We start from the raw sequence: 16,931 nt of genomic DNA, 5'->3' as shown, positions 1-16,931 counted from the left end.
GTCATGATTGATCGCGTATTGATTGCCAACCGTGGCGCGATTGCCGTGCGTATCATCCGTACCCTGCAGGCCATGAATATCCGGGCGATTGCCGTCTATGCCGAAGCCGATCGCCATGCGCGCCACGTGCGGCTGGCCGATGAAGCCTGGTCGCTGGGCGAGGGCCAGGTGCGCGACACCTATCTCAACCAGGACAAACTGCTGGCGATTGCCGCGCAGAGCGGCGCGCAGGCGCTGCATCCGGGCTATGGCTTTCTCAGTGAAAAACCGGAGTTTGTCACGCGCTGCGAAGCGGCGGGCCTGCATTTTCTCGGGCCGGATGCGGCGCAGATGCGGGCGTTTGGCCTGAAACATCGCGCGCGCGAACTGGCTGAGCAGAACGCGGTGCCACTGCTGCCGGGCAGCGGCCTGCTGACCTCCCTGCAGCAGGCACAGGCCGCCGCGCATCAGATTGGCTATCCGGTGATGCTGAAAAGCACCGCCGGCGGTGGCGGCATTGGGATGCAGCGCTGCAACAGCGCGGACGAGCTGGAGGAAGCCTTTACCCGCGTAAAACGTCTGGCAGGTAACAATTTCGCCGACGATGGCGTGTTTTTAGAGAAATTTATCGCCCGGGCGCGCCATATCGAAGTGCAGATTTTTGGCGATGGCCACGGCAACGTGATTGCGCTGGGCGAACGCGACTGCTCGGCGCAGCGCCGTAATCAGAAGGTGCTGGAGGAGACACCCGCGCCGCGGCTCAGCGATGCGGTGCGCGCGCAGTTGCAGGCCACCGCCGTACGGCTGGCGCGCGCGGTTAACTATCGCAGCGCCGGCACGGTGGAGTATGTCTACGATGAGGTCAGCCAGCAATTCTGGTTCCTGGAGGTGAATACCCGCCTGCAGGTCGAGCATGGCGTCACTGAACTGGTGTACGGCGTGGATCTGGTGCGCTGGATGGTCGAACTGGCGCAGCAGCGTCTGCCGCCGCTGACGACGCTGCAACCGGTGGCGCAGGGCCATGCCATTCAGGTGCGGCTGTACGCTGAGGATCCGGCGAAGCAGTTTCAGCCGAGCGCCGGACTGCTCAGCCACGTGCAGTTCCCGACGGCGCTCGATCACGCCACGTTGCGCATCGACAGCAGCGTAGAGAGCGGCATGGAGGTTTCACCGTTTTACGATCCGATGCTGGCGAAGATCCTCGTGCACGCGGCCGATCGCCAGCGCGCGCTCGACGGCATGATCGTGGCGCTGGCGCAGAGTGAGCTGTATGGCATCGAGACCAACCTGCGCTGGCTGCGTCAGCTCTGTACGCTGCCGGACGTGCAGCAGGGGCGCATCATTACCGCCACGCTCGGCAGCGTGGCGTGGCAGCCGCCGACGCTGGATATCCTCAGCGGCGGTACCCTCACCACGGTGCAGGATGCGCCGGGCCGCGTCGGCTACTGGCACGTCGGCGTACCGCCTTCCGGGCCGTTCGACAGCCGCGCCTTCCAGCTCGGCAATCACCTGCTGGGTAATGAGGCCCAGGCGGCCGGGCTGGAAATCACGCTGCGCGGTCCGACGCTGCGCTTTAATCAGGCGTGCAGCTTTGTGCTGAGCGGCGCGCCGCTGGCAGCCACCCTCGACAGCCAGCCGCTGGCGATGCATCAGGTGCTGCATGCGCAGGCCGGGCAAATCCTGACGCTGGGCGACGTGCGCGACGGCTGCCGCAGCTATCTGCTGCTGGCGGGCGGGCTGGATACGCCACGCTATCTGGGCAGCCGCAGTACCTTTACGCTGGGTAAGTTTGGCGGTCACGCCGGGCGGGCGCTGCGCGCCGGCGACGTGCTGCAGCTGGCCGCGCCGCGTCAGGCTGCGGCGGCGCGCCTGCCCGAGACGCTGCTGCCGCCGCTTAACGGTGAATGGCAGCTGCGCGTTATTTATGGTCCGCACGGCGCGCCCGCCTTTTTTACCGATGACGATATAAGCGAATTTTTCGCTGCCGAGTGGCAGGTGCACTACAACTCCAGCCGCACCGGGATTCGGCTGATCGGCCCGAAACCTGACTGGGCGCGCAGCGACGGCGGTGAGGCGGGCATGCATCCGTCCAATATTCACGACAACGCCTATGCCTTTGGCACGGTGGATTTTACCGGTGATATGCCGGTGATCCTTGGTCCGGACGGCCCTTCGCTGGGCGGCTTTGTCTGTCCGGCGACGGTGATCGACGCCGATCTGTGGAAGCTGGGTCAGCTCAAAGCGGGCGATCGACTGCGCTTTGTGCCGATCGCCCTTGCTGATGCCGATCGTCTGGCGCAGGCGCAGCGTCACGAGATCGCGCATCTGCAACCGGAAGCGGTGCGCGTGGCGCCAGCACTGCCGCTGATCGATCCGATATTGCACCAGCATGCAGCAACCGCCGGGCGGCCTGCACTGTGCGTGCGCGCCGCGGGAGACCGTTTTCTGCTGGTGGAGTATGGCGCGCTGACGCTGGACATTGCGCTGCGTTTCCGCGTTCACGCTCTCATGCAGTGGCTGGAGGCGCATCCGCTGGCGGGTCAGCTGGAACTGACGCCCGGCATCCGCTCGTTACAGGTGCATTATGATGCGCAGCAGTGCGCAAGAAGTGAGCTGTTGGCGCAAATTTTGCACGCTGATAATCTGCTGGGCGACCTCGCCGACGCGGCTGTGCCGTCGCGCACCGTGTGGCTGCCGCTCAGCTGGGATGATGCCGCCTGCCGTGAAGCCGTGACACGCTATAGCCAGTCGGTGCGTCCGAATGCGCCCTGGTGCCCGAGCAACATTGAGTTTATCCGGCGTATTAACGGGCTCGATAGCGTGGAGGCGGTGAAACAAATTGTGTTCAGCGCCTCGTATCTGGTGATGGGGCTGGGCGATGTCTATCTCGGCGCGCCGGTGGCGACGCCACTCGATCCGCGACACCGCCTGGTGACCACCAAATACAATCCGGCGCGTACCTGGACGGCGGAAAACTCGGTGGGCATCGGCGGCGCGTATCTGTGTGTTTATGGCATGGAAGGGCCGGGCGGCTATCAGTTCGTCGGACGTACGTTGCAGATGTGGAATCGCGATCGCCGCACCAGCGCCTTTACCCAGCCGTGGCTGCTGCGCTTCTTCGACCAAATCCGTTTTTATCCGGTCAGTGCCGACGAACTGCTGCAAATCCGCGAACGTTTCCCGTGGGGCGATTATCCGCTGCGCGTGGAAACCGGTGAGTTCAGGCTGGCCGACTATCAGGCGCTGCTGACTGCCCAGGCGACGGAGATCGACGCATTCCAGCAGCAGCGTCAGCAGGCGTTTGACGCCGAGCTGGCACGCTGGCGCGCCGATGGCCAGTTCACCTTCGACAGCCAGCTGCAGGCGCAGAGCAGCGAGGAAGTGGTGGTGCCGGCGGGCTGCCACAGCGTGGAGAGCCAGGTGGCGGGCAGCGTGTGGCAATGGCTGGTAGCGGAAGGCAGTGATGTGACCGCGGGTGCCACGGTAGGCATTCTTGAATCCATGAAGATGGAAATCCCGATCGTGGCGCCGGTCAGTGGCAAAATCCACAGCCTGCAACGCCAGGCCGGGCAGCAAGTGCAGGCGGGTCAGTTACTTATGGTGATCGATCCGTTTGCAGTATAAGAAAGAAGAAAAAATAATCAGGAAACAGGCAGCAAAACCGGGGATCTGACCCATACTTAGAGACCCGGTTCAATGTTGCATTGCCCTGACATCTTTTCGCAGTGTGCAACAGGCTGTGTCCCGTAACGGTTTCATTAAAACACTATTTTCGCCCTGATAAGGGAAAACTGTTTCGGGATACAGCCTGATAAGGCCGGTTTCAGCGCCTGGTGGCGCTTACCTCTCTACTTTCACGTGCTTCATAGTGAGTTTTAAGGAGTTCTCTATGGAAATAAAAGATCCAATGGTCGAATTACTCAGCAGTCTTGAGCAAATTGTTTTGACACGTGATGCACAGACTCCCGTATCAGAAATTGCACTCAATACCGTTTCCGTTCCCGAACCGCAGCGTTTACGCGAGATGACCGGCATGCAGGTGGATGAATTCGCCCGCGTGATGGGGGTGAGCGTCTCGTCAGTAAAAAGCTGGGAAGCGCAACGTACGCGCCCATCCGCCACGGCTCGCAAACTGATGAAACTGCTGCAGGCCAATCCGTATCTGGGCCGACAGCTGCTGGAATAACGCCGACTATCGGTTCTCTGTGACCCGCCTGCACGGCGGGTTTTTTTTAGCTTAAGCCACCGTATTTCGCCGCCTGTTTGACAAACCAGCTCTCCGGCACGCTGTACGGCGGTTTTGCCAGCTGCGCGATGCCCTGTTCAATGATGTGATTCGCCTGCTGCCACAAACGCCGATCGCCCTGCTGTAACAGCTGAATCTGAATCTGTTTCTCGACCAGATAAACCCGGGCAAAGTTGGGATCAAACTGCACGATGGCACGGGTGTTATCGATGATATCGGCCAGCTTGATGGTTTGCGCCTCGGGCGAGGCTTCGGCGGTGTGGCGAAAGTGCGCCAGCTTACGGGCGGTACGATTTTTCGCCTGCGGCTGGGCGCTGTCGGTAAGCATGTCCACCAGGTGTGCAACGCGCGCACCAAAGTGTTCTTCAATATCCTGTAAAGTACTGGCGGTGTCCTCCACCGTGTCGTGCAGCCAGGCGGCAGCGATCATCGCTTCGTCATCGCTTACGCTGCGCACCAGCTCCGCGACGGCAGCCGGATGCACAATATAGGGTTCGTCGGTGTATTTGCGACGCTGGCCCGCATCGGCATGTGCCTGCGTGGCATAACGGCGCGCCTGCTCTTCCAGTGAATCACGCATCTTCACACTCCAGGAAAAAGTTGCTTGCAATTATCTAGCGCGCTATCTATATTGAGTCGCATGAACAGTAATCAAGATGACAAAAAAGTGAAGCCTGCGCCACTCCAGCTTGATCAGCATCTGTGTTTCGCGCTCTATTCAGCGAACCTGGCGATGCATAAAGTCTATCGCCAGCTGCTGGCGGCGCTGGAGATCACCTATCCGCAATATCTGGTGATGCTGGTGCTGTGGCATCAGGATGATCTGACGGTATCGGAGATTGGTGAAAAGCTGTTTCTCGATTCGGCCACCCTGACGCCACTGCTGAAACGACTGGAGAGCGCTGGTCTGCTGCGCCGCCAGCGTTCGCGTCAGGATGAGCGCCAGGTCGTGGTCACGCTGACCGACCAGGGACGTGCGCTGCAGGAAAAAGCCGCCAGCATTCCGGAAGCGGTACAGTGTGCGACCGCCTGCGATACCGACACCATGGCGGCGCTGAAACAGCAGCTGGACGATCTGCGCGGCAACCTGAATCGCGCCACCTGAGCATCAGGGATGTCGCTGCGGCGGCATCCTGAGAGTGAAGTTTCCCCTGTGCCTTATAAATAGCACGCGATTATATAGCGAATAGTGAGGTTATGATGTCTTTAGAAAAAGTGATTTACACCGCCAAAGCCAAAGCAACCGGTGGCCGCGATGGCCGCGCCACCTCGTCTGATAACGTGCTGGACGTGAAGCTGGGCGTGCCAAAAGAGATGGGCGGCGCGGGCGGCGAGGTGACGAACCCGGAGCAGCTGTTTGCTGCCGGCTACTCTGCCTGCTTCCTCGGCGCGATGAAATTTGTCGCCGGCCGCGACAAAATCGCCATGCCAAAAGACGCGTGGATTGAGGGCGAAGTAGGGATTGGCCCTATCCCCACCGGTTTTGGCATTGAAGCAAAACTGAATATCCATCTGCCAGAGATGGATGCGACGGAAGCGCAGAAGCTGGTTGATGCGGCACACATTGTTTGTCCGTACTCAAACGCCACGCGCGGCAACATCGACGTGACGCTGAATATCATCAACTAAGTTGATGCCTGCATAAAAGGCTCCTGCGGGAGCCTTTTTTATCACGAACCACATCCCGCATCCCATCGAACTAAAGAATTTTCTGGTCTTACCATTGGTTAAATGTTCTACTGCAGCGCTCCGTGCATCATCGTAATTATTTGGGTTCAGATTCGTCCCGATCCTACTTGCCAGGTCACGCTTTTCTGCTACGCAAGCGAACCTTACGCTCTTTGCACAGTCACATTTACGGTTGAAGCATCGACACCAGGTCGGGAACAGAAATTTATATGAATTACATTAAAAGTTTAACGCAGCAAAAGTTGTCGCTTTTGCTGGCGCTCTATCTTGGCATCTTATTGAATTTGCCAATCTTTTATCGCCGTTTTGACGGCTTCTTAACGAAATCCACCGTCACCAACTGGTTATCCGCTGCGGCGGAAGTGACCGCTGCCGTACTGCTGACCTTCTTCCTGATGCGACTGCTGTCGCTGGGTGGCAAATGGTTTTATCGCGTAATTGCCAGCCTGCTGGTGGTGATTTCGGTGGCCGCCGCCTATTACATGGCGTTCTTTAACGTGGTGATCGGTTACGGCATCGTGGCGTCGGTCATGACCACCGATGTCGATCTCTCTAAAGAGGTTATCGGGCTGCACTTTGTGTTGTGGATGGTGCTGGTGAGCGCACTGCCGCTGCTGCTGATCTGGCGCAATAACCTGAGCCTGACGCTGATTGAACAGCTGAAAACCCCCGGTCAGCGCCTGAAACCTACAGTGATCCTGCTGCTAAGCGTGGCGCTGGTATGGCTGCCGATTCGCTACTTCGACAAGCTGCAAAAAGCCAATGAAGAGATCACCAATATCGATCTGCCAAGCTATGGCGGCGTAGTGGCGCACTCTTATCTGCCTTCGAACTGGATCGCGGCGCTGGGCCTGTTCGCCTGGACTAAGGTGGACGAGAAGCTGGACAGCCAGGAGTTGCTCGATCCGGCTAAGAAGTTTACCTATGTGGCGCCGCCTGGCATTGACGATACCTATGTAGTGTTTGTGATTGGCGAGACCACGCGCTGGGATCATATGGGCATGCTGGGCTATAACCGCGATACCACGCCGAAGCTGTCGAAAGAGAAGAATCTGGTGGCATTCCGCGGTGAATCCTGTGATACCGCCACCAAGCTGTCGCTGCGCTGCATGTTTGTGCGCGAGGGTGGCACCATGGATAACCCTGGCCGTACGCTGAAAGAGCAGAACATTTTTGCGGTGATGAAAGAGCTGGGCTTCACCTCCGAGCTGTTCGCCATGCAGAGCGAAGTGTGGTTCTACGACAACGCCGATGTGAATAACTTCTCGTTCCGCGAGCAGATTGGTTCTGAGAAGCGCAATCAGGGCAAAGCGGTGGACGATATGCTGCTGGTGCCGGAGCTGCAGGCTTCGCTGCAGCGCTTCCCGAAAGGCAAGCATCTGGTGGTGTTGCACACGAAAGGTTCACACTATCTCTATTCGCAGCGTTATCCGCGCGAGTTTGCCCGCTATCAGCCCGAGTGTATCGGCGTGGACGATAAGTGCAGCAAAGCCCAGCTGATTAACGCCTACGACAACTCGATTCTGTATGTTGATACTATGCTGGACAGTGTGCTGGATCAGCTGCGTGACAAGAAGGCGATTGTGTTTTATGCCGCGGACCACGGTGAGTCGATCAGCGAAAATATGCACCTGCACGGTACGCCGCGCGAGATGGCGCCGCCGGAGCAGTTCCGCGTGCCGATGATTGTCTGGGCGTCCGATAAGTATTTGCAGGACCCGACTAACCGCAGCAACTTTGAGCGGTTACAGGCGCAGCAGCGCGTCGGCAAAACCCATCGTCATGTTGAGCTGTTCGACACCATTTTAGGGTGTCTGGGCTATACCTCGCCGGATGGCGGTATTAAAGCAGCGAATAACTGGTGCCAGGCACCTGCCACTGCCAGCAGTGCGAAAGCGCTGTAATTCGTGCCTGGATCTTATTGAGCAGGCAGGTGTTTAAGGCACTGCTTGCTTTCCAGGCAATCAGGCGGATTTTCGGGAAAAGGGATTGACGCTCTAAAGTCACGGCAGTAATATTCGCCCCCATCGGCGAGTAGCGCAGCTTGGTAGCGCAACTGGTTTGGGACCAGTGGGTCGGAGGTTCGAATCCTCTCTCGCCGACCATCATTCAAGAAACCTGCTTTGCAAAAAGCAGGTTTTTTTTCGTCTGTAGCAAATAGAGGATGAGAACCTCCGAAGGAGGTTTGAGCCGAGCGAAGCGAGACAACGTTGCGTCAGCAACGGCCCGCAGGGCGCTTCTCGCAGAGAAGCGTAATCCTCTCTCGCCGACCATCATTCAGGAAACCTGCTTTGCAAAAAGCAGGTTTTTTTTCGTCTGTTGTTTTTGCAGTTTCAGGGTGAAATACGGGGCCGCTCCGTAAAGACGCTGTCTCGTCCCTGATCGCTCGGCACACGCCATCCATGGCGTGTGACGCTTTACTCCACGGCCCCGCATTCCACCCTTTATCCGGCTTCGGCGATGGCTGAAGGTTTACTGGCTGCCGTGCACATCCCCAGGTGCGTATAAATACGCATCCTACAAAAGTGCATAATCCTGTAGGGTCGCCATTCATGGCGACCGGATGGCCATGCCGGAATTTATGTCCATCATTCAGCAGCACATTCCCTGTAGGGGCGCCATTCATGGCGACCGGACGGCCAAGCCGGAACCCACACCGATCATCCATGGCGATCTAATGACCTTCCCTGAACCAGACTTACATCCCGGCAGCGATCAAGCAAAGTCATCAATTTACGCGTTCCATTAATCATCACCGGGATAAACCGTATTATCCTTCAACACCGCTCTTCATCCCTTGCTGCATCAAAGCAGCTCTCTTAATTCGCGACACATTCTGCTTATGACCGGCTTTTGCTTTTTGCTGATTTCTTATGCCATTACGCCAGCATATTTCGCTGCCTGAACGTCATAACGCACGGGGAATCGTTCAGATATTCAACATTTACCGACAACTTTAAGACGTTTTTTAACGGTGATAATCACTGTCATCAGGCGCTATTGCCAGAGAATCACACGGCATTGCGCGCTTTATCACCTTTTTAAATTTTGGCTTAGCGTGCAAACACTGTTTTTTATCGTTGCTTGCACTTACTCACACTCTGTGTAAATAACCCCACGTTGTATTGACGTTCATTGCAACTGTTGACAAATTGATGCGTCAATAAGATGCAGAGACGGCCAGCGCTGGCAGGTTCCACGGCGTCAGCGCTACAACAATAACCGCTCGCATTTTGGTCATTACATAACTGACCTGCCCGAACCGCATAAAAAAATCAGAGGTCGGGCGACGCACACAACATCACATCACAATGGAGCAAAACATGATCAACTCCCTGGCCAAATCCAGGATGCTGAAGGTCGGTCTTAGCCTGATTGCTATGACCGTGGCCGCGGGCGTTCAGGCGAAAACCCTCGTTTACTGTTCAGAAGGTTCGCCGGAAGGCTTCAACCCGCAGCTGTTCACATCCGGCACCACTTACGATGCCAGCTCAGTACCGATCTACAACCGTCTGGTTGAGTTCAAAACCGGTACCACTGAGCTGCAGCCGGGCCTGGCAGAAAAATGGGACGTCAGCGAAGATGGTAAAACCTATACCTTCCATCTGCGTCAGGGCGTGAAGTGGCAAACCACCAAAGACTTCAAGCCGACCCGCACCTTCAACGCTGATGACGTCGTGTTCTCCTTCGAGCGCCAGCTCGATAAAAACAACAAGTACCACGGTGTCTCCGGCGGCAGCTACGAATACTTCGAAGGCATGGACATGCCGAAGCTGATCGCCAAAATCGAAAAAGTGGATGACTACACCGTACGCTTCACGCTGACCCGTCCGGAAGCGCCGTTCCTCGCCGACCTTGGCATGGACTTCGCGTCAATCCTGTCGAAAGAGTACGCCGACAACATGCTGAAAGCCGGCACGCCAGAAAAACTGGACCTCAACCCAGTAGGTACCGGTCCGTTCGTGCTGCAGCAGTATCAGAAAGACTCACGTATTCTGTACAAAGCCAACCCGGACTTCTGGGGCACCAAGCCAAAAATCGATCGTCTGGTATTCTCCATCACGCCAGATGCTTCGGTGCGCTACGCCAAACTGCAGAAAGGCGAATGTCAGGTGATGCCGTATCCCAACCCGGCTGATATCGCCAGCATGAAGAAAGACACCAAAATCAATCTGATGGAACAGCCAGGGCTGAACGTCGGTTACCTGTCTTTCAACACCGAGAAAAAACCGCTGGATAACGTCAAAGTGCGTCAGGCACTGACCATGGCGGTGAACAAACAAGCGATCATTGATGCGGTCTATCAGGGTGCCGGTCAGGCAGCGAAAAACCTGATTCCACCAACCATGTGGGGCTACAACAATGACGTCAAAGACTACGCTTACGATCCGGCCAAAGCCAAAGAGCTGCTGAAAGAAGCGGGCATGCCGGATGGCTTCAGCATTGACCTGTGGGCGATGCCGGTACAGCGTCCGTACAACCCGAACGCCCGTCGTATGGCGGAAATGGTTCAGGCTGACTGGGCGAAAATCGGCGTGAAAGCCAAAATCGTTACCTTCGAGTGGGGCGAGTACCTAAAGCGTGCTAAAGCCGGTGAACACCAGACCGTGATGATGGGCTGGACCGGTGATAACGGGGATCCGGATAACTTCTTCGCCACCCTGTTCAGCTGCGCGGCAGCGAAAGACGGTTCCAACTACTCACGCTGGTGCTACAAGCCGTTTGAAGATCTGATTCAGCCAGCACGTGCTGAAGCCGATCACAACAAACGTATTGAGCTCTACAAGCAGGCGCAGGTGGTGATGCACGACCAGGCGCCAGCACTGATCATCGCGCACTCAACCGTGTACGAGCCAGTGAGCAAGAAAGTGAGTGGCTATGTGGTTGATCCATTAGGTAAACATCACTTCGAAAACGTCGACATCCAGGAATAACCTTTCGGATTATCGCGGTCAGGGCCAGCCATGCTGGCCCTCGGGCGGCACCTTCGCCGCCCGTACTCCGCACTTTATTTCCGGCTAATTTCTTATAAACCCTCAATACCTTGCGCTGATGCAGCGTGAAGTATGACGGGGATTTTGAAGCGCTTCTTGCGTCGCGTCCGGCTATGCCGGCTGCGGATTGTGAGCAATGTAGTCCATGGCGTTAGCGCCACGGAAAATGACTGAGAATCCGGCTTATGCTGCAATTCATACTCCGACGTCTGGGCCTTGTCATCCCGACGTTCATCGGTATTACATTATTGACCTTTGCCTTCGTTCACCTGATCCCCGGCGACCCGGTGCTGATCATGGCCGGTGAACGCGGTATCTCCCCCGAACGTCATGCGCAGCTGATGGCCCAGTTTGGTCTCGATCAGCCGATGTGGAAACAGTACATCACTTACATCAACGGCGTGCTGCATGGCGACCTCGGCATCTCGCTGAAAAGCCGCATCCCGGTGTGGGATGAGTTCGTGCCGCGCTTTAAAGCCACGCTTGAGCTGGGCATCTGCGCCATGATCTTCGCCGTTGCCGTGGGTATTCCGGTCGGCGTGCTGGCGGCGGTGAAACGCGGCTCAATTTTCGATCACACCGCCGTGGGCATCTCGCTGACCGGCTACTCAATGCCGATCTTCTGGTGGGGCATCATGCTGATCATGCTGGTGTCGGTGCAGCTCAACCTGACGCCGGTCTCTGGCCGCGTCAGCGACACCATCTTCCTTGACGACAGCCATCCGCTCACCGGCTTTATGCTGATTGATACGCTGCTGTGGGGCGAAGAGGGCGACTTCAAAGATGCGGTGATGCACATGATCCTGCCGGCCATCGTGCTGGGTACCATTCCGCTGGCGGTGATTGTGCGTATGACGCGCTCCTCGATGCTGGAAGTGCTGGGTGAAGATTACATCCGCACCGCACGCGCCAAAGGCCTGACGCGCATGCGCGTGATCGTGGTGCATGCGCTGCGTAACGCCATGCTGCCGGTGGTCACGGTGATCGGTCTGCAGGTGGGCACGCTGCTGGCGGGCGCCATCCTCACCGAAACCATCTTCTCCTGGCCGGGACTCGGCCGCTGGCTGATCGAAGCACTGCAGCGCCGTGATTATCCGGTGGTGCAGGGCGGCGTGCTGCTGGTGGCAATCCTGATCATTCTGGTCAACCTGCTGGTTGATCTGTTGTACGGCGTGGTGAATCCGCGCATCCGTCATAAGAAATAAGGGGGAATCATGTCTGCTGTTGATCCCGCAAGCGTCACCGCTGCACCGAAGCCGATGACCCCGATTCAGGAATTCTGGCACTATTTTAAACGTAACAAAGGCGCGGTTATCGGCCTGGTTTACATCATTCTGATGCTGCTAATCGCCATCTTCGCCGATGTGCTGGCGCCGCATGCCCCGGCTGAGCAGTTCCGCGATGCGCTGTTGCACCCGCCGGTGTGGCAGGAAGGCGGCAGCTGGAAATTTATTCTGGGCACCGATGACGTCGGCCGTGACATCCTGTCGCGCCTGATGTTTGGTGCGCGCCTGTCGCTGCTGGTGGGCTGCATGGTGGTGGTGCTGTCGCTGATTCTGGGGGTGATTTTCGGCCTGATGGCCGGTTATCTCGGCGGCGTGGTAGATGCAGTGATTATGCGCCTCGTCGATATCATGCTGGCGCTGCCAAGCCTGCTGCTGGCGCTGGTGCTGGTGGCCATCTTTGGCCCGTCGATTGTCAACGCTTCGCTGGCGATCACCTTCGTCGCGCTGCCGCACTACATTCGCCTGACGCGCGCAGCGGTGCTGGTGGAAGTCAATCGCGACTACGTAACCGCCTCAAGCGTGGCCGGTGCCGGTACGCTGCGCCAGATGTTCATCAATATTCTGCCTAACTGCCTGGCACCGCTGATCGTGCAGGCGTCGTTAGGTTTCTCCAACGCCATCCTGGATATGGCCGCGTTGGGCTTTCTCGGTATGGGGGCGCAACCGCCGACGCCGGAGTGGGGCACCATGCTCTCCGACGTGTTGCAGTATGCGCAGAGTGCCTGGTGGGTCGTGACCTTCCCCGGAGTGGTCATCCTGCTGACGGTTCTGGCCTTTAACCTCATGGGCGATGGTTTGCGTGATGCACTCGACCCGAAACTCAAGCAGTAAAGAGGCACCGAGATGGCGTTATTAAATGTAGAAAAATTGTCGGTGCATTTCGGCGACGAAAAGGCACCGTTCCGTGCGGTTGACCGCATCAGTTACCAGGTAGAACAGGGCCAGGTCGTCGGGATTGTTGGCGAGTCCGGCTCCGGTAAATCGGTCAGCTCGCTGGCGATCATGGGGCTGATTGACTATCCCGGCCGCGTGAAAGCGGAGAAGCTGGAGTTCAATCAGCGCGACCTGCAGCGCATCTCCGAAAAAGAGCGCCGCCAGTTGGTGGGCGCAGAAGTGGCGATGATCTTCCAGGACCCGATGACCAGCCTCAACCCGTGTTACACCGTGGGCTACCAGATCATGGAAGCGCTGAAAGTGCATCAGGGCGGCAGCAAGCGCACGCGGCGTCAGCGTGCCATCGACCTGCTGGAGCAGGTGGGCATTCCCGATCCGGCATCGCGGCTCGATGTCTATCCGCATCAGCTGTCCGGCGGTATGAGCCAGCGCGTGATGATCGCCATGGCCATTGCCTGTAAGCCGAAGCTGCTGATTGCCGATGAGCCAACCACGGCGCTCGACGTGACCATTCAGGCGCAAATCATCGAACTGCTGCTGGAGTTACAGAAGCAGGAGAACATGGCGCTGATCCTGATCACGCACGATCTGGCGCTGGTGGCCGAAGCGGCGCAGCACATCATCGTGATGTACGCCGGTCAGGTGGTGGAGAGCGGCAAAGCGGTGGATATCTTTAAAGCGCCGCGTCACCCGTATACGCAGGCGCTGCTGCGTGCGCTGCCGGAGTTTGCCGCCGACAAAGCGCGGCTGGCGTCGCTGCCGGGCGTGGTGCCGGGCAAGTATGACCGCCCTAACGGCTGTCTGCTCAATCCGCGCTGCCCGTACGTGACCGACCGCTGCCGTACTGAAGAACCTGAGCTGCGCGATATTCCGGGCCGCCAGTCCAAATGTCACTTCCCACTGGATGATGCCGGGAGACCGACTTATGAGTCTTGATAACACCAAGCAGGATTACCTGCTGCAGGCGATTGACCTGAAAAAACACTATCCGGTGAAAAAGGGCCTGTTCGGCCAGGAGCGCCTGGTGAAGGCGCTGGACGGCGTCTCCTTTAACCTTGAGCGTGGCAAAACGCTGGCGGTAGTGGGCGAATCCGGCTGCGGTAAATCCACGCTCGGACGCCTGCTGACGATGATTGAAACGCCGACCGCCGGCGAGTTGTACTGGCACGGGCAGGATCTGCTGAAACACGATCCGCAGGCGCAAAAGCTGCGCCGGCAGAAAATCCAGATTGTGTTCCAGAATCCGTACGGCTCGCTTAATCCGCGTAAGAAAATCAGCCAGATTCTGGAAGAGCCGCTGGTGATCAACACCGCGCTGAGCAAAGCGGAACGGCGGGAAAAAACGCTGGAGATGATGGCCAAAGTGGGCCTGAAAACCGAGCACTACGATCGCTATCCGCATATGTTCTCCGGCGGTCAGCGCCAGCGTATCGCTATCGCGCGCGGCCTGATGCTCGATCCGGACGTGCTGATTGCCGATGAGCCGGTCTCGGCGCTCGACGTCTCGGTGCGAGCTCAGGTGCTCAACCTGATGATGGATTTACAGCAGGATCTCGGCCTGTCCTATGTGTTCATCTCGCATGACCTGTCGGTGGTGGAGCACATCGCCGACGAAGTCATGGTGATGTACCTCGGACGCTGTGTGGAAAAGGGCAGCAAAGAGGCGATCTTCAGCAACCCGCGCCATCCGTATACTCAGGCGCTGCTGTCGGCCACGCCACGCCTCAATCCGGACGAACGCCGCGAGCGCATCAAACTGACCGGTGAGCTGCCGAGCCCGCTGAATCCGCCGCCGGGCTGTGCGTTTAACGCACGCTGCCGCCGCCGTTTCGGTACCTGCGTGCAGCTGCAGCCGAAACTGAAGCAGTATGGTGAGCAGCAAATCGCCTGCTTCGCCGTCGACCAGGATGAGAATCAGCCGGTGGCGACGCCGTAATTACGGCCAGTCAGTGCGAAAGGCTCCTGCGGGAGCCTTTGTTATTGGTGGCCTGATACATGAGTAAAATTAACCTGACGTGTCTTAATCGCCTGCGATGGCAGAAATGTATTACGCGACTGAATCTTTAAATCGCTGGTCCTGAACCACAGCGAAAAGGTTAAGGCAAATTCTGAATTCGTGCCGCATTGTGTGAGCGTCATCACGGCCAGAGATAACTGCACATTTCAATGATATGTTGTTTATTATCAGTGCATTACTTTAATTATCTTCCGGCTGCTATTTCCGTTAATCGATTTTTATTAATCCTGCTCAATTAATCAGTGCATGCTTTTTGCATCTGCATATTTTCAATCTTTCAGATAAAACTCTTTTGTCGAATCTGCGGTTTTAATAATCAGAATTCTCTCACCGTGTCTTAACGTGTGTGTTATATTCGCGGAAATTACCCCTCCGCTTTAACAGGCTCTGATCATGAAGAACTACGACGATCTGCAGCGTTTCCAGGAAAAAACGCAAACGCTGGACATTGCTTTTAAGGATATGTCCGGGCAATCGCTGGAAGCCGATCACAGCCAGTGGGCGATCATCCGTCAGCTGGCGACGGATGATGAGCCGGAGCTGGGTAGCGGCCAGCGCGTCGATCTGCCACAGCCGCAGCCGATTCGCGGCGATGAGTTTGTCGCGCCGCCACAGGCTCTTAATCCGGCGCCCGTCGCCCGCAGTGAAAAGGCATCGCTGCTGCAGAGCCTCGCCGCCAGCGCGCCGGCACCCGACACAGAAACACCGCGTAGCGCGCTGTTTCCACCGGCAAGCAGCGCGCCCACTGCCGCGTCCGTGTCGTCGCTGGCACCAGCAGCCACGCACGTAGCACGTCAGGTGGCCACTTCACTGTTCCCACCGCCGCCGGTCAGCGCGCCGGTCGCTGAACAGGCGGTCGCCCCTGCTGCCGCAGCACCGGCCACTGCGCCCGCCGTGGTGCAGCCGGAGCCTGCTACGCCCTCGCGCTTTGGCGCACTGTTCCGCTCGCGTGCGGCGGAACCGGTTCATTTATCTAAAGAAACACTGCTCAAACCGTTACTGGAGAAGATCGCGCTATGCCATTAGTTTGTGTGTGCTCGCCAAAAGGGGGAGTAGGAAAAACCACCATGGCGGCCAACCTGGCCTGGAGTCTGGCGCGTGCCGGCAGCAAAGTGCTGGCGATCGATTTTGACGTACAAAATGCGCTGCGCCTGCATTTTGGCGTACCGCTGCACGACAGCCGCGGCTTTGTGGCGCGCTCGGAAGAGCAGGCTGACTGGAGTCAGTCGATCCTTACCACCGGCAGCAACATCTTTGTCATGCCTTACGGTGAGGTGACCGAAGCGCAGCGTGAGCGCTTCGAACACAACCTGGCGCACGATGCCCATTTCTTAAAACGCGGCCTGGATACCGTTCTGAATTATCCGGGTCTGGTGATTATTGCGGATTTTCCGCCGGGACCCGGCCCGGCGCTAAAAGCCATGCAGGCGCTGGCCGATATGCATTTAGTGGTGATGCTGGCGGATACCGCCTCGGTGGCGCTGCTGCCGCAAATTGAAAACCATCGCATGATTGGCCAGCCATTAAATAATCAGCACGGTCATTATTTCGTGCTCAACCAAAGTGATAATCGCCGGAATATCAGCCGTGAAGTAACCGCATTTATGCAGCAGCGGCTGGGCGATAATTTACTCGGCGTGGTGCACCGCGATGAAAGCGTGGCTGAGGCCAATGCCTCGCAGCAGTCAATCTATGATTTCAGCCCGGCTTCAGCAGCGGCGTTTGATATTGAACTGGTGGCAAAACGGGTGGCGAATATCCTGAATATCAACGTAGGCAACGGCGAAGTTCAGGCACCGATCCGCAGTCATTATTAACAAGCCCGG

General features: G+C 57.6%; 13 protein-coding genes, 1 tRNA gene and 1 other RNA gene. 14 read left to right on the top strand and 1 reads right to left on the bottom strand.

Features of this window, described 5'->3' with window-relative positions; genetic code table 11:
• Nucleotides 1–3: 3 nt before the first annotated feature.
• Both uca and C1N56_RS18530 read left to right on the top strand, forming a co-directional pair.
• Complete coding sequence (gene uca, locus C1N56_RS18535) at nucleotides 4–3,603, top strand: urea carboxylase (protein ID WP_394516958.1); 3,600 nt, start codon at nucleotides 4–6, stop codon at nucleotides 3,601–3,603.
• A 265-nt stretch (nucleotides 3,604–3,868) separates the two neighbouring features.
• Nucleotides 3,869–4,165, top strand: coding sequence for an HTH-type transcriptional regulator (locus C1N56_RS18530; protein ID WP_021507026.1), 297 nt, complete (start codon nucleotides 3,869–3,871; stop codon nucleotides 4,163–4,165).
• A gap of 46 nt (nucleotides 4,166–4,211) precedes the next feature.
• Here the strand turns inward: C1N56_RS18530 and C1N56_RS18525 are convergent, their stop codons facing one another.
• Nucleotides 4,212–4,805 carry an HD domain-containing protein gene (locus tag C1N56_RS18525; RefSeq protein WP_021507025.1) on the bottom strand — a complete coding sequence of 198 codons (594 nt, stop codon included), beginning with the start codon at nucleotides 4,803–4,805 and terminating at the stop codon, nucleotides 4,212–4,214.
• Between the two features lie 60 nt (nucleotides 4,806–4,865).
• On the opposite strand from C1N56_RS18525, the gene C1N56_RS18520 reads away from it, so the two are divergent.
• The 12 genes from C1N56_RS18520 (at nucleotide 4,866) to bcsQ (ending at nucleotide 16,922) form a co-directional block, all read left to right on the top strand.
• The gene (locus C1N56_RS18520; RefSeq protein ID WP_010616544.1) at nucleotides 4,866–5,330 is read left to right on the top strand and encodes a MarR family winged helix-turn-helix transcriptional regulator; all 465 of its coding nucleotides are present in this window, start codon (nucleotides 4,866–4,868) and stop codon (nucleotides 5,328–5,330) included.
• Nucleotides 5,331–5,425: 95 nt separating this feature from the next.
• Nucleotides 5,426–5,854: an organic hydroperoxide resistance protein gene (locus tag C1N56_RS18515; protein WP_394517488.1), complete on the top strand. Its 429-nt coding sequence runs from the start codon at nucleotides 5,426–5,428 to the stop codon at nucleotides 5,852–5,854.
• 269 nt (nucleotides 5,855–6,123) lie between these two features.
• On the top strand, nucleotides 6,124–7,818 hold the full coding sequence (gene eptB / locus C1N56_RS18510; RefSeq protein WP_150059532.1) for a kdo(2)-lipid A phosphoethanolamine 7''-transferase: 1,695 nt from the start codon (nucleotides 6,124–6,126) through the stop codon (nucleotides 7,816–7,818).
• A 124-nt stretch (nucleotides 7,819–7,942) separates the two neighbouring features.
• A tRNA-Pro gene (locus tag C1N56_RS18505) sits at nucleotides 7,943–8,019 on the top strand.
• A gap of 38 nt (nucleotides 8,020–8,057) precedes the next feature.
• Nucleotides 8,058–8,187: non-coding RNA, RtT sRNA (locus C1N56_RS18500), on the top strand.
• 1,050 nt (nucleotides 8,188–9,237) lie between these two features.
• A complete protein-coding gene (gene dppA, locus C1N56_RS18495) occupies nucleotides 9,238–10,848 on the top strand; it encodes a dipeptide ABC transporter periplasmic-binding protein DppA (protein ID WP_058758078.1) in 1,611 nt (536 codons plus the stop codon).
• A 245-nt stretch (nucleotides 10,849–11,093) separates the two neighbouring features.
• On the top strand, nucleotides 11,094–12,113 hold the full coding sequence (dppB, locus tag C1N56_RS18490; RefSeq protein WP_021507021.1) for a dipeptide ABC transporter permease DppB: 1,020 nt from the start codon (nucleotides 11,094–11,096) through the stop codon (nucleotides 12,111–12,113).
• A gap of 9 nt (nucleotides 12,114–12,122) precedes the next feature.
• Complete coding sequence (gene dppC, locus C1N56_RS18485; RefSeq protein ID WP_021507020.1) at nucleotides 12,123–13,025, top strand: dipeptide ABC transporter permease DppC; 903 nt, start codon at nucleotides 12,123–12,125, stop codon at nucleotides 13,023–13,025.
• Between the two features lie 12 nt (nucleotides 13,026–13,037).
• Nucleotides 13,038–14,024 carry a dipeptide ABC transporter ATP-binding protein gene (gene dppD, locus C1N56_RS18480; protein WP_021507019.1) on the top strand — a complete coding sequence of 329 codons (987 nt, stop codon included), beginning with the start codon at nucleotides 13,038–13,040 and terminating at the stop codon, nucleotides 14,022–14,024.
• Complete coding sequence (gene dppF / locus C1N56_RS18475) at nucleotides 14,014–15,024, top strand: dipeptide ABC transporter ATP-binding subunit DppF (RefSeq protein ID WP_021507018.1); 1,011 nt, start codon at nucleotides 14,014–14,016, stop codon at nucleotides 15,022–15,024. The genes dppD and dppF overlap by 11 nt, the downstream gene beginning before the upstream one ends.
• Nucleotides 15,025–15,498: 474 nt before the next feature.
• Entirely contained in the window at nucleotides 15,499–16,131 is a 633-nt protein-coding gene (gene bcsO, locus C1N56_RS18470; protein WP_127833511.1) for a cellulose biosynthesis protein BcsO, read from the top strand.
• A complete protein-coding gene (gene bcsQ / locus C1N56_RS18465) occupies nucleotides 16,122–16,922 on the top strand; it encodes a cellulose biosynthesis protein BcsQ (protein ID WP_031279622.1) in 801 nt (266 codons plus the stop codon). Before bcsO ends, bcsQ begins: the two co-directional genes overlap by 10 nt.
• Nucleotides 16,923–16,931 lie beyond the last annotated feature (9 nt).

This window comes from Pantoea sp. SGAir0175, assembly GCF_043547855.1.
The sequence above is the reverse complement of the archived record's forward strand: the minus strand, read 5'-3'. Positions and strand labels throughout refer to the sequence as shown.